Source organism: Vibrio sp. Vb1026, from assembly GCF_033338745.1.
In the GTDB taxonomy this organism is placed as follows: domain Bacteria; phylum Pseudomonadota; class Gammaproteobacteria; order Enterobacterales; family Vibrionaceae; genus Vibrio; species Vibrio alginolyticus.
This window is the reverse complement of the sequence record NZ_JAWOTH010000021.1, coordinates 12,870-25,988: the sequence shown is the minus strand read 5'-3', so window position 1 is coordinate 25,988 and position 13,119 is coordinate 12,870. Positions and strand designations below refer to the sequence as shown.

12 protein-coding genes are annotated in these 13,119 nt (G+C 45.7%); 4 read left to right on the top strand and 8 right to left on the bottom strand.

Features of this window, described 5'->3' with window-relative positions; genetic code table 11:
* Nucleotides 1-226 precede the first annotated feature (226 nt).
* The 6 genes from arsJ to rhtB all read right to left on the bottom strand — a co-directional run bounded on the left by arsJ (nt 227) and on the right by rhtB (nt 5,605).
* The gene (gene arsJ, locus R7E47_RS21415) at nt 227-1,444 is read right to left on the bottom strand and encodes an organoarsenical effux MFS transporter ArsJ (protein WP_005378722.1); all 1,218 of its coding nucleotides are present in this window, start codon (nt 1,442-1,444) and stop codon (nt 227-229) included.
* 254 nt (nt 1,445-1,698) lie between these two features.
* Complete coding sequence (locus R7E47_RS21410; protein WP_053307418.1) at nt 1,699-2,193, bottom strand: cyclin-dependent kinase inhibitor 3 family protein; 495 nt, start codon at nt 2,191-2,193, stop codon at nt 1,699-1,701.
* A 12-nt stretch (nt 2,194-2,205) separates the two neighbouring features.
* Complete coding sequence (locus tag R7E47_RS21405) at nt 2,206-3,207, bottom strand: ArsJ-associated glyceraldehyde-3-phosphate dehydrogenase (RefSeq protein WP_005383630.1); 1,002 nt, start codon at nt 3,205-3,207, stop codon at nt 2,206-2,208.
* A gap of 42 nt (nt 3,208-3,249) precedes the next feature.
* Nucleotides 3,250-3,585 carry a metalloregulator ArsR/SmtB family transcription factor gene (locus R7E47_RS21400; RefSeq protein ID WP_005378730.1) on the bottom strand — a complete coding sequence of 112 codons (336 nt, stop codon included), beginning with the start codon at nt 3,583-3,585 and terminating at the stop codon, nt 3,250-3,252.
* 154 nt (nt 3,586-3,739) lie between these two features.
* Nucleotides 3,740-4,963 (bottom strand): EAL and HDOD domain-containing protein, encoded by a 1,224-nt coding sequence (locus R7E47_RS21395; protein ID WP_138939876.1) that lies wholly within the window; start codon nt 4,961-4,963, stop codon nt 3,740-3,742.
* A gap of 24 nt (nt 4,964-4,987) precedes the next feature.
* Nucleotides 4,988-5,605 (bottom strand): homoserine/homoserine lactone efflux protein, encoded by a 618-nt coding sequence (gene rhtB, locus R7E47_RS21390; RefSeq protein WP_054729573.1) that lies wholly within the window; start codon nt 5,603-5,605, stop codon nt 4,988-4,990.
* A 65-nt stretch (nt 5,606-5,670) separates the two neighbouring features.
* Here rhtB and R7E47_RS21385 point away from each other — a divergent pair, with 65 nt between their 5' ends.
* Together R7E47_RS21385 and R7E47_RS21380 are read left to right on the top strand one after the other, a co-directional pair.
* The gene (locus R7E47_RS21385) at nt 5,671-6,681 is read left to right on the top strand and encodes an alpha/beta fold hydrolase (RefSeq protein WP_005378733.1); all 1,011 of its coding nucleotides are present in this window, start codon (nt 5,671-5,673) and stop codon (nt 6,679-6,681) included.
* Between the two features lie 244 nt (nt 6,682-6,925).
* Nucleotides 6,926-7,750: a Cof-type HAD-IIB family hydrolase gene (locus R7E47_RS21380; RefSeq protein ID WP_017636084.1), complete on the top strand. Its 825-nt coding sequence runs from the start codon at nt 6,926-6,928 to the stop codon at nt 7,748-7,750.
* A gap of 50 nt (nt 7,751-7,800) precedes the next feature.
* On the opposite strand, the gene R7E47_RS21375 is transcribed toward R7E47_RS21380, so the two are convergent.
* On the bottom strand, nt 7,801-8,271 hold the full coding sequence (locus R7E47_RS21375) for an EVE domain-containing protein (protein WP_005378735.1): 471 nt from the start codon (nt 8,269-8,271) through the stop codon (nt 7,801-7,803).
* 47 nt (nt 8,272-8,318) lie between these two features.
* On the opposite strand from R7E47_RS21375, the gene R7E47_RS21370 reads away from it, so the two are divergent.
* Nucleotides 8,319-9,869, top strand: coding sequence for a hypothetical protein (locus R7E47_RS21370; RefSeq protein ID WP_318085044.1), 1,551 nt, complete (start codon nt 8,319-8,321; stop codon nt 9,867-9,869).
* Nucleotides 9,869-10,465: a tRNA-uridine aminocarboxypropyltransferase gene (locus tag R7E47_RS21365; RefSeq protein WP_213911414.1), complete on the top strand. Its 597-nt coding sequence runs from the start codon at nt 9,869-9,871 to the stop codon at nt 10,463-10,465. Before R7E47_RS21370 ends, R7E47_RS21365 begins: the two co-directional genes overlap by 1 nt.
* Before the next feature lie 83 nt (nt 10,466-10,548).
* Here R7E47_RS21365 and R7E47_RS21360 read toward each other — a convergent pair whose 3' ends face one another.
* Nucleotides 10,549-13,035: an EAL domain-containing protein gene (locus R7E47_RS21360; protein WP_005383644.1), complete on the bottom strand. Its 2,487-nt coding sequence runs from the start codon at nt 13,033-13,035 to the stop codon at nt 10,549-10,551.
* Nucleotides 13,036-13,119: the final 84 nt, after the last annotated feature.

Sequence of the window (13,119 nt, the reverse complement as noted above, 5' to 3'; positions counted from 1 at the left end):
GAAATAGTTAACAATCTGTTTTTGCTTATTTTTAACTCAACAATGACCTACAACGGGGATTTCATCACCACTCTAATCACTTAACGAGAACCAAAAACCAAGCATCAGTATTCACTCTCGATGCCAAACCGAAACAATCTGATTACAGCAAACGGCGCATAAGAAACAAAAATGGCTCCGATTTGGAGCCATTTATACCATCTACAGATAGCGATACTGGGGGTAGTTACGCAGTAGCAACATTAGCTTTTGGCAACTTAATTGAAATCAGCGTCGTCAGTGCCAAGAAAGCAAAAGAAACCCATAAGCACGCTGCAAGACCAGCCTCTTGGTAGATCCAACCCGATAATACCGTGCCAATCAAACGTCCCATCGCATTGGCCATGTAGTAAAAACCGACATCCAACGAGACGCCATCGCCTTTAGCGTAGCTCACTATCAAGTACGAGTGCAGCGAAGAGTTAATGGCAAACACAGCGCCAAAAATCATCAAACCTACCACAATCACCAATTCAGGCTGCCAACCGATTTGCACACCATAAGCAATACCAGCCGTAATTAACGCTAGGATTCCTGCCCACACCAATGCTGCACTACCATCAGGCACACGACCTTGCGCTTTGCCAGTAATACGCGGCGCAAAGCCTTGCACAAACCCATAAGCAATGACCCACGCTGCGAGAAAGCTACCAACCCACAAGTGATCCCAGCCAAACACGCTACCAAGATAAATAGGCAGAGCAACGACAAACCACACATCACGAGCACCAAACAAGAACATGCGTGCTGCGGATAAAATGTTTATCGATTCAGACTTGGAGAATATTTGGCGAAACTTAGGTTTACTCTTTGCTTTACCCATGTCCGCTTCTAGCCAGATCATGCTGCAAACAAACACTAATGTAAGTACACCCGCCATAATAAACATCGAGTTTTGAAAACCCACCCAAGACAGCAGCAAGCCACCAACAAAAAAGCCCGCTCCTTTGAGTGCATTCTTCGAGCCAGTCAAAATCGCTACCCATTTGTAGAGCGCACCTTGCTGTTCGTCTGGTACTAGCGTTTTAATCGCGCTCTTAGCACTCATTTTGTTCAGATCTTTGGCAATCCCCGACAGAGCTTGCGCTGCCATCACCCAAGGAATGGTCAGCCATGCATTTGGTACTGCGAGCATCAGCAACGCAAACACTTGCATCGCTAAACCAATGTTCATGGTTTTATTTAGGCCTAACCTTGCGCCCAACCAACCACCAACCAGGTTTGTCACCACACCAAAAAATTCATAGAAAAGAAACAGTGAGGCAATAGCTAACGTGGAATAACCTAAGTCATGAAAATAGAGCACCACCAGCATACGCAGTGCGCCATCGGTCACCGTAAAGTTCCAATAGTTAAACGTCACTAACATGTACTGACGAATACTTTTGCTTAATTGAGAAATCATATTGACCTCATATGTACAGCGATAGAAGCATTTAGATCGTCATGTTCTAAATACTTTCTAACCTGTACAGCAACATTGACCAATATAATGTTGCTGTGATTTTTAAAAAATGCCCCAACATCAATAAAAAGCAAAATACACCTTAAAAACAATGCATTAGTTAATATTAATGGCTTTTTTTGTAAACAGTCGTATCCTGAAGAAGCTCGAATTTAGCTTTTGGATCATAATGAACCAAAAGCTATTTAAGCTGATCAAGCGTCTTGAGCCACGCGTTCGATGTACTCAACTTGCACAGGTTTTGTAAATGCACCAGGGCGCAATGCCTGCACTTCTCGCACGATATCTTCTAACTGCCATTCCTTTTCTAGGAGTAGGTGAGCAGCGAACAAACCTGTGCGCCCCGAACCACCCATACAATGCATCGCAATTTTGCCACCTTGAGCAAGAATCTCGTGCAGTTCCGGACTGGCTTGTTGCCACTTCGTCGCAAATTCTTCATTTGGTGCGCAGTCGTCTTCAATCTCGATCTGGAACCATTTCATACCCAGTTGCTGAGTGGCTTCACCCAATGCAGAGACATTCTTCGCAGCTAATTCACTATCATCTAATGCAGTAACGACCGCTTGAACACCCTGCTCTTTCAACTGTTCTAACGACGCATGCAAATCGACACCTTTCGTTCCTGGGCACGGTGTTAAGATTAAAGCACCGGAGTCCAAATCTAATTGCCATGTAGGATGAGACATTGTGACCCCCTTTTAAGCCAAACCAACGTTACGAACCAGCTCTGCTGTGCGCGTTGCATAACCCATTTCGTTATCGTACCAAGCATAAATCTTAACCATACGAGAACCCACAACCATGGTTGATTGCGCATCAACGATGGTTGAACGTTGGTCGCCCTTATAATCGATAGAAACTAAAGGACGCTCTTCGAAGCCAAGGATGCCTTTCAAATCACCTTCAGATGCTTCTTTTAACAGTGCATTCACTTCTTCTGCTGTGGTATCACGCTTCACATCAAAAATGATGTCTGTTAACGATGCGTTTGCTAGAGGTACGCGAACCGCATGACCATTAATTTTGTCTTTTAATTCTGGGAAAATTTCGACAATCGCCTTCGCGCTACCCGTCGTAGTCGGGATAAGGCTCATGCCGCATGCTCTTGCACGGCGTAGATCTTTGTGTGGCGCATCCAAAATAGTTTGCGTATTCGTCAGGTCGTGAATGGTCGTAAAAGAAGATTGTTCGATACCCAATTTCTCATGAATGACTTTAACCACAGGTGCGATACAGTTAGTCGTACACGAAGCTGCTGTCACGATACGATGTTTTTCAGGGTCGAAAATATGGTCGTTCACGCCCACCACAATGTTCGCGATACCTTCTTCTTTCACAGGTGCGCTTACCACGACACGTTTCACGCCTTGCTCTAGGTATTTGTTTAGGAATGATGTTTTGCGATGTACGCCTGTCGCTTCAATCACAACATCACAATCAGACCAGTTCACCGCATCGATATCGCGTTGTTGAGTCGTGGCGACACGCTTGCCGTTGATGACGAGCTCACTGCCTTCGACCTGAACTCCATGATGCCAACGACCTTGCACTGAATCGAATTCTAATAAGTGACCAAGCGTAGCGGCGTCACCTGCGACATCGTTGATTAACACAAACTCCAATTCTGGCCAATCAAATGCCGCTCGCAGCGCTAAGCGACCAATTCGGCCAAAGCCATTAATTCCTACTTTAATTGTCATAGTTTTACCCTCTAATCTTCTACCTTGAATCTCTATTCGCTGTTAACAGCAAGCCTCACGACTTTTATCGTGTAAGCGTGTGATGTCGTCTTGGTATTCCTGCTTCAAACAGTTTGATGCCACTAAGTCTTCAATTAACTTTCGCATCCAACCTGGCAATTGCTGTGATAACTCGTAATACACCCATTGCCCTTGGCGTTTATCCACCAAGATGCCACTGGACCGTAACTGAGCAAGATGACGAGAAACTTTCGGCTGGCTCTCTTGCAGAGCAAACGCCAAATCACCAACGCAAGTTTCACCTTCACGGGCCACGAGCATTAAACAACGTACGCGTGTTTCATCGGATAACAGCTTAAAAAACTGATGTGGAAGCATAATGAACATACCTATATATGGATATGCGTATATGTTTATTTAATTAAGATATATCGTCAAGAGGAAACCGTCCATCGTCATAAAAGTTTCACATCTAACGAACAGCTTGATTGTAAAGAGAGAGATTCAAAAAGATAAAAGATAAGACAAGAAATTATGCAGTCGCGATGCTTTGACTCCAGCGAACCGCTTCACCTAAGGAGAGCTTCACTTCCTCTAAAGGCAACCCCAATTGCATCGTGATTTTTTCAACCCCTGACCAATCGGCACGCTCGTAGCACTCTTCGAGGGAAATAAGTGCACCATAAACCCCTTTGCGATGTAATAGCGCTTGTTGTACTGAATGACTAAGCGGTAACTGTCTAACTAAAGATTCCACCGAAAGATCCAACAGCGCATCTAGAATCGACAGCAAACCAACCATGAAACCTTGTTCGTTGAGGTGAGAGAAGGGCTGATAGCGCGACATCAATTGGCAAAATTGAGCTCGTTGCAATGAAAGGTGATACAGCTCTCGAGGCTTGTTACTGGAGATATACGATGCCACAACCAAAGAGACAAACTGCTTAAGGTTATCCTGGCCAAGATAAATCAATGCCTGACGAAAAGAGCTGATTTCGACAGCCAAATTCGGCGCTTGCGTATTTACAAAACGCAATAATTTATACGACAACGCGACATCTTGCGTAATGACGGACTCGATACGAGTAAAGTCAGGCTCAGGAGCACAAACTTCACGAAACAGTTGCAATGCCAACACTTGCTCAGGACTGACGTATTTAGTCTGCGAGACGAGTGGCTTGCTAAAAAAATAACCTTGGAAAAATTTAAAGCCAGCCGCTTTCGCTTGCTCAAACTCTTCTGCGGTTTCAACACGTTCTGCTAAAAAGTGGTATTTGACGCGTTTGGCAAGGTGTGTTTTGACCAGTTCACAGGCCTTTTCGAGTCCCATCGCCATAATGTCGAGCTTCACAATATGCACATATGGCAAAAAACGGCGCCATTCTGGTGTTAGGGTGAAGTCATCCAAAGCGATCAAGTAACCTTCTCGATAAAACTCACGAATCGCATCAAGAAGCTCATCCGTAGGTTGGCACGTTTCCAACACTTCGATGACAATTTTGTTTTTCGGCAAACTGCGCGGCAAACGTCGCACCAAGCTTTGATGAGGAAAGTTAATAAAGCATCTAGAAGAGGCAATCACTGGGTTAGTACCCAGTGATAGAAAGTTTTCGACGATCAGTCGGTATGTCGCTCGATTTGAATCAATATGTGAAGGGTATGCGTTACTCTCCCCGTCTCGAAACAACAATTCATAACCCAGCGTCTGTCTTTTTCGGTTAAAGATCGGCTGGCGAGCGACATACGTTGTATTCATGCTAAAGAAGGACCTATAAATGGCTTATGACTTTGCAGCTGCTAATAATGCACCACAACCCATGAACATTGAACCGAATACTTTGTTTATTTTTCCCATGATTTTATCGGAGCGAATAAAGCGTCCCATTTGTGCTGCCAAGCTCGTGTAACCCAACATTACACACGCATCAATCACGACCGTAGTGACGCCAAGCACCAACAGTTGCGTGATTTGGTCTTTTGCCGGGTCAATAAACTGCGGGAACAACGCCACCAGAAAAACAATCGATTTAGGGTTGGTGAGGTTAATTAACACTGCCTTGTACAACAGCGCCGTGCCTGACATCTCATTGTGGTTTTCAGCTGCGACTAAGCTTGATGTATCGCGCCATTTCTGAACCCCCAGCCAAACCAGATAAGCGGCACCAACCCATTTAATGACAGAAAATGCGGTTGCTGACTGCGCGACAAGCGCACCAATACCCGCCCCCACCAGCGCGATGTGGATAACTAAACCAATTTGTAAGCCAATAATGGCACCCAGTGATTTACGGGTACCGTAACTCAAACCATTACTGATTGAGTTCACCGTGCCAGAGCCCGGAGCCAAACTAAAAACGATTGCTGTTACTACATAAGCTAACCAGACATGGGTATCCATTGCATTTCCTCACTAATTCTTCGATGATACATCGCGTAAACAACGTATCTTCAGGTAATCAACTAATGGCGACTAACCATTCACCTTTGACTTATACTCAAGAGACATTATTTGAGCAAGCAATTGGTGGTCCGATCGCAGCACTTTGGCAAACTCGCCAAGAGGGCTTTGTTAAAGGGACTGAGAAAAAGAACATTTACTGGTGCAAGCTAACCAACCCAGAGCATAAAAAAGCCGTGCTCATCGTAAATGGACGCATTGAGTCTTCCTGGAAATACCAAGAGCTGTTTTACGATCTCTACCGCCAAGGTTTCGATGTCTATTCCTTTGACCACCGCGGACAAGGTTTATCAGATCGTTTATTATCTGACTCAGATATGGGTCACGTCTATGACTTTACTGATTATATTGATGATATGGACATCGTCGTAAAAAAACACGACCTTAGCGAATATCAACAATGCTTCATCATCGCGCACTCTATGGGCGGCGCGATCGCCACACGTTACCTGCAAACTCACCCAGAACACCCTTTTACTGGTTTGATTCTAAGTGCGCCCATGTTTGGCATTAACCTGCCATGGTACCTATCACCAATAGCGATTCCGGTCACACAAATTATGTCAGCGGTATCGACTTTGCCACGCTATGCACCAGGACATCAGGCCTACTTCCCTAAGCCCTTTGAAGATAACCCACTTAGCCAAAGTTACGGCCGCTACCAATGGTTCCGAAACCTATATACGGAAAAACCGGAACTGCAAGTCGGTGGGCCAAGCACTCGCTGGGTTTGGCAAGGGCTCATGGCCGCTAAGCAGTGCTTTTTATTAACTCGCCAAGTCAAAATACCAGTAATCCTAATCCAAGCAGGAAACGATCGGATTGTTAGCAACCTCGCGCAAAAGCGTTTTATTGATAAATTGCGGAAAACCAACCCGCACGCGGAGCTGCTTTCCATCGAAGGCGCACAGCATGAAATCTTGTTCGAGACCGACAAGTATCGTAATCAAGCGCTCGATGCGATTTTCCGCTTTATGAATGACCCTAAATCGCCATCAAACGAACAAGCACAATAAGAACTCTAGGCGACCATTTCACGACTAAAATTAAAGAGGAAATGTCTACACATCGATTTACCCTCTTTTTCATCCTCATTTTGGCGTACACTGCTTGAACTTGGCTACTTTGACACAGTGTTTAACCGCATAGTGCTACGGGCCCAAGTTCCCCCGCATTCGGAGCAGTACGATCTAGTCAGTCTGCTGTACTCCGTTTGCAATTCACCTGTTCCACACTATCCAAACCGTTTACGAGGACTTCATGAGCACATCGCTACCTTGCAAAGAGATCACCAAAATCGTTGCCTCTGATCTGGATGGCACGTTACTCGCACCAAACCATCAGCTCAGTGCTTACTCAAAAGAGACGCTAAAAGCGCTGCATGAAAAGGGTTATACCTTTGTCTTTGCAACCGGCCGTCACCACGTAGACGTTGCGAGCATCCGTCGCCAAGTTGGCATTCCAGCTTATATGATCACGTCGAATGGTGCCCGAGTGCATGACCAGGAAGATCAGCTAATGTACAGCGAGAATGTCCCTGCGGAACTGGTACAAGGCGTGATCGACACGATCAAACATGATCAAGAAATACTTATTCACATGTATCAAAATGATAGCTGGTTGATGAACAAGGATGATGAAACGTTACGTGACTTCCACGATGAATTCACTTACGTCTTATTTGATGAAGACCACGCCCCAACTGACGGTATTGCGAAAGTTTTCTTCACGCATCCAGGAGAAGACCACGAACGTTTGGTCGTATTTGAAAACAAACTACGTGAGCAGTTTGGTGATAAGCTGAACATCGCATTTTCAACGCCTTGGTGTTTGGAAGTAATGAGCGCTGGCGTGTCTAAAGGTCATGCTCTTGAAGCGGTAGCGAAAAAACTCGACCTCACGTTAGAAAACTGCGTAGCATTTGGTGATGGCATGAATGACGTAGAAATGCTGTCGATGGCAGGTAAAGGGCTAGTTATGGGTACATCACACGAAAAAGTGATGAAAGCTCTACCAAATAATGAAGTAATTGGCAGCAATGCAGAAGATGCGGTTGCACACTACCTACAAGAACACTTGCTGTAAGCTTCAATACTCCAAATAATGAAGGGCTGCACATTCGCAGCCCTTCTCTTTTATCGCTGACTTGGCAGCTTCTCTTTGCCAAGAATCGCGTCCCATTCTTCTTCTGTCACGGGCATAATCGACAAGCGATTTCCACGTTTCACCAACGGCATGTTCTCAAGTTCTGGCATCGCTTTCATCACCGACAACGGAATCACTCGCGCCGTTTTACGTACAAACTCTACATCCACCATAATCCAACGCGGGTTGTCTGGGTCTGACTTTGGATCGTAATAATCGCTTTCGGGATCGAATTGGAAATGATCGGGATAGGCTTCTCTCACAACTTTAGCAATACCTGCCACGCCAACATGTTTACAAGAAGAGTGGTAAATCAGGACTAAATCGCCCACCTTCACTTGGTCACGCATCATATTGCGCGCCTGATAATTACGAACTCCCTCCCAACATGAAACCTTTTGGGTTCGAAGCGTGTCAATAGAAAAGGTATCTGGTTCAGTTTTAAATAACCAATATGCCATAATGCCATCCGATGCCGATTGAGTAACAATAATGAGGAAGATATAACATGAAGGCTTTGAAAAACCCAGTGGCGCTTGCCACCCTGCTGGTTCTGCAAGCATGTAGTTCACAGCCGCCACAATCTGGTGCTGCTGACCCAACCTCTCCACCAGCAACCTTAGATAAGCCTGAAACCATTCAACCTCAAACTTTTATGCTACGCGGAAAAGTGATCGTCGGTCACGAGAGCCAATACATCATGCCTTGTGGCAGCGACAAGCAATATTGGTTGCAACTATCACCACAGCAAATGCAACGAGCAATTCAGTTAAATAACGAGCCTTACCAGACTATGTATGGCGAGGTTATCGGCCACCTCAACCCACCGGGCATCGATGGGTTTTCTGCTGATTTCGATGCTAACTTTGTCGTGGAACAAGTGAACTTCCTCACAACGGAAAATCCAAACCGTTGTCAGCAACCAAACAAACCAACTCGCGTGTTTGGTAATGAGCCTTCTTGGTCGGCAAGCTTTGAGGCTGATGGACTAACATTCCAGCAAATCGGCAAACAAACCACAAAATTAGCGATTAAAAGCAGTCAGCTTCAACCTCGCCAGCGCACTTATCAACTACAAGATGGTGATCTTCGCTTAACAGAAAACCTCTGCTCAGACACAATGAGCGATTCTTTGTATGGCTGGAAAGCAACACTAAAACATGATGGCGAGACGTATCAAGGTTGTGGTATGGCTGCAAACGTCGATGCAACGCTTGGCTGGGCTAATACCTATGTCGCGACCTCAACTCAATCACAAGGTTTTGAAGTACAAATGACCTTAAACCCAGACCATAGCGCCACAACAAAATACCGTTACGCCAATGGACAAGCACCATTAATCGAGCGTGGTTACTGGCAACAGTTAAGTCCGTATCAGGTTCAAGTTGTCATGACGCATCATCAACAGCAAAGGCTAATGTCAGAGCGACTGTTTACTCGAGAAGGCAATCAGCTCAAAGCGACCAAAGAAAAAGTCGGTAACTTGGTATACCCAATCGCCGATGGTGGTTTAGTCCTTTATCCTGCCACCGTTCGTGATGAAGGCATCATACAACCAGCCGAAAAACGCACCAACAACCCCATCGGTAGTGCTGACGTCCCTTCTAGTGCAGAGTTTGATTCAAAAGTAGATGCCGCGGTGCGCAACTACTTCTTTATCCATCAAACCAACCCCAACAATAACCAATACCGTTGGCTAACTTACGACCTCAACAGCGATGGTAACGAAGAGCTATTGGTACAGTTGGATTGGTGTGGTTCCGGAGGCTGTACATTGCTGATATTTGAACATCACGAAAAGGAATGGCGATTTAATAGCCGCATTACACTAGTGCAAAGCCCGATTATGCTCGGCCAACAAACCTCTCATGGTTGGCGAGATCTGATTTTTAATGTCAGCGGTGGCGGAGCTAAAGCGGCTCAACACGTGATGCAATACACTGGGGTTAGCTACCCACTCAACCCAAGCATGGCGCCAACGGCAACGCCGAACCAAGTCAGTGGCGTGCGTCTGTTCTCTGATGGGATAAGCCCGGTGCGAGAAGGAGTTCGTCTGTAATGTCACAACCGTGTCCAACCTGCGGTTTTCAATTCAATTGTATGTGCTCGCTAATGCCGAAACTTAACAGTGAGCACAACATCCTGCTGTTAATGCATCCGAATGAACTGAAGCGTGATACTAATACCGGCCAGCTACTAGAGCAGTGCCAACTCAACATTGAGCGAGTAATCTGGGATCGCAAACAGCCACCAGCAGAATTACTCACTCTATTAGCTGATCCGTGGCGGTATCCGGTGTTGCTCTTCCCCTGTGAAGAAAGTATCACACTCGAACATGTGGTACTCCAAAGCCAGCAACAAACCAAAACTCCGCTGTTTATTATTTTGGATGCCACCTGGCAAGAGGCGCGCAAGATGATCAATAAGAGCCGTTGGTTAGAAGGTATCCCTACTATGGGATTGTCTGCGTCGGCGGACTCACAATATCAGCTGCGACGCAACCAACAACAAGGTAATTTGTGTACGTTTGAAGTCGCTGCACATTTGCTCGGGCAACTTGGAGAACAAAACAACCAACAACAAATGCAGCGCTTTTTTGCCCATTACCTCGCTCTGTTCCAAGCTGAAAAGAGTGGACACGCTCTTAAGCGTTAACCATTAAGCTCAGTAGAAGAACCAAACAAAAAACGCAGCCTACGCTGCGTTTTTTACGACAAGAAGTTTCACGTGAAACATCATTAAAACAGTCGAGTCGGCTCGCCAAGATAGTAACCCTGCAAATAATCCACCCCCATGTCTTGTGCAATGGTGCACACCTCCTGATTGTGGACGAACTCCGCCACCGTCTCCGCGTTAAACACCTGGCACAAACGCACCAACTGGGAAGCGATCTTGCGCTGTTTTAAGTCTTTATCAATATCACGAATCAAGCTGCCATCGAGCTTTATGACTTCTGGCTCCAACTTTAGGATTTCATCGATATTCGAATAGCCGGACCCAAAGTCATCAACAATGATACGCGCCCCTAAGCTTCTAAAATGACTGCACACTTCTATCATTCGGCCGTAGTCTTTGATCTGCTCAGATTCCAGCACTTCTAAACCAATTCGCCTTGGGTCATTTAGCTGGCTAATTTCATGCTCTAAAAGCATTAAAGTTTTATCACTGAGCAAATCTTGCGGCGATAAGTTTATAGAAAAGTCACCTTGCTTATCTCGCATGTAATGCAACGTAGAATGAATCATGTGCCGACTTAATCGAGTGTAAAGATGCGTATCAGAGATAATTGGCAGAAAACGCCCTGGCGCAATCACCGTTCCATCGGCTTCCAGAATACGAACCAAACATTCTTGGCTTGCTAATTTGTGGCTACCCGCATGCACAATAGGTTGGCTATAAGTGATGATATTCTGTTTGAGAATGGCTCTACTGACGCAACTTAGCCATCCAAGTTGCTCTTTACGCACATCCTCACTGACTTCAATATCTTTCGCATTACAGATATGGGTATTACTGCGTACACCAGAGCGCCTCGCTTCGATGCCTTTGAGTAAGAGCTCATCCACTGAAGCGGATGGAAAGTCTCGACGACTCACTAAGCCGCCGCATAGCGAGATAGAAAGATAATCTATTTCACGTAGGCCAATTGGCTCAAAATTAGTTTGTTCTACCGCGTCAGCAAAACGCGTAAAGTGCTGTTTGATGGTTTCGCTGCTTTGGTCAGCTTTAAATATGAATGCCCACTCACCAACCCCAATACTATAAAGCTGCAAAGCCGTTGGCATGCCAAAACGCTTTCGTAGTCGATTCGTAAAGTGCATTGAGAGATCTTTGAGTAATTGATCTCCCACTCGGTAGCCGTATTTTTCGTTAATATGACTAAAGTTAAGTAGCTTTAGAGTCAACAAATGCTCATCCAAATCGATGTTACTCAGCCGCTCTTGCAATGCGACCCGGTTTTGTAACCCCGTGCGACTGTCGCGTCGATAGCTTTCTTGTAACTTGCGCGTTTGGCGATCGAGTTGATATCCCATATGCGCGTTCATATGGTTGAGATCGCCGATCGCATTTCGAATCAAGCTAAACAGCGGTGAAATAGAGGAGCTAACGGGCGACTTAGGCAAGTTCAATGTTTGCACTTCGTCTCCCTCTCGCATCGCTAAATACGTCAGGCTGTGATGAAGAATTTCGGGCTGACCAATACCACCATGCAGTTCCCCCATACAGTAACTACCAAACGTCGTCGCAATATCTTTGAAGGCTTGGACTTCGTCGCTGCTGTCAATAAAGTCTAACCGTGACGCGCAGTTAAAAATCATCACGACTTCAGGTTGGTGCATGGCTAACTCAACCACACCATGCCGCACTTGCTCGAGCGTTAACGAGGGATGGTTATAGCAAAATTGCACTTCGTCACCAAGACACCAGGGCCTGTCGAAGCTCATACTGCCATCAGCGTGTAGCTCCGTTACCGTACAAACTTCCTTTCGCCCTAAGCTTTCTCGATACAAAGGAAAGCTGAGCAGTTGACTCAGCGTCACGTCATGGCCATCCGCCAAGTAACGCTTGTATACGTCCAGCGCTTTCTTCTCACCTAAACAATACAAGCGCGTTCCTTTTGCATGAGTGACTTTGTGTGGCATGCCAATCGGGTTCCATTCCGAATACGCATCAGTCCATAGCTTCAAAGTATCACTGTGCAAAGCTACGGCAACCACAGCGTTATCGTAAACTCGGTTTTGATATAGCACCCAGCAGCCATCGTCAATACTCTGCGCCAACCCTCCAGAAATCACTACTTCTTCACTGGCGAAGGTTTGAAACAAGGGATAGTCACGTCGTTCAATTTGCACAGCAAAGCTGAGGATCACCTGTGAATTATGCTGCATTAGAAGAGAGCGCTTGAGCTCCCCGCCATCAATGTCAGGGGAGTAAGAGTATGTTTGTACCGCAGAAGTCAGCGTGGTTTGCTCAAATTCAATCACACTCACTAGGCAACCAGAGGTAAATATCTCCCCTTCCAGAATCACATTACGCGTACTATGCCCCATAACATGAGCATTCGGCAGCGACGACAAAACGGCGTCTGCAAGTGTGGTCGTAATTTCGCGCGATTGCGTCGACAATATTTGTACTAAATATTGTTTATCTGAGGAAGTCGGAAAAGTGACTAAAAAGTCATTCAGTTGACTGACATCGTGAACCAGTTTTGAAAAAGCTCGCATGGACCTACCACTGCCGTAACACTATCTTCACCACGACGTGTGGCGTTACTATTTTTATTTAATAGAGAATAATTTACGTGGCTT

Coding starts and splice junctions, on each gene's coding strand:
- R7E47_RS21365 (WP_213911414.1), top strand. CDS start 9,869: ATGTCACAACCGTGTCCAACCTGCGGTTTTCAATTCAATTGTATGTGC.
- R7E47_RS21405 (WP_005383630.1), bottom strand. CDS start 3,207: ATGACAATTAAAGTAGGAATTAATGGCTTTGGCCGAATTGGTCGCTTA.
- R7E47_RS21380 (WP_017636084.1), top strand. CDS start 6,926: ATGAGCACATCGCTACCTTGCAAAGAGATCACCAAAATCGTTGCCTCT.
- R7E47_RS21395 (WP_138939876.1), bottom strand. CDS start 4,963: ATGAATACAACGTATGTCGCTCGCCAGCCGATCTTTAACCGAAAAAGA.
- rhtB (WP_054729573.1), bottom strand. CDS start 5,605: ATGGATACCCATGTCTGGTTAGCTTATGTAGTAACAGCAATCGTTTTT.
- R7E47_RS21410 (WP_053307418.1), bottom strand. CDS start 2,193: ATGTCTCATCCTACATGGCAATTAGATTTGGACTCCGGTGCTTTAATC.
- R7E47_RS21375 (WP_005378735.1), bottom strand. CDS start 8,271: ATGGCATATTGGTTATTTAAAACTGAACCAGATACCTTTTCTATTGAC.
- R7E47_RS21385 (WP_005378733.1), top strand. CDS start 5,671: ATGGCGACTAACCATTCACCTTTGACTTATACTCAAGAGACATTATTT.
- arsJ (WP_005378722.1), bottom strand. CDS start 1,444: ATGATTTCTCAATTAAGCAAAAGTATTCGTCAGTACATGTTAGTGACG.
- R7E47_RS21370 (WP_318085044.1), top strand. CDS start 8,319: ATGAAGGCTTTGAAAAACCCAGTGGCGCTTGCCACCCTGCTGGTTCTG.
- R7E47_RS21400 (WP_005378730.1), bottom strand. CDS start 3,585: ATGCTTCCACATCAGTTTTTTAAGCTGTTATCCGATGAAACACGCGTA.
- R7E47_RS21360 (WP_005383644.1), bottom strand. CDS start 13,035: ATGCGAGCTTTTTCAAAACTGGTTCACGATGTCAGTCAACTGAATGAC.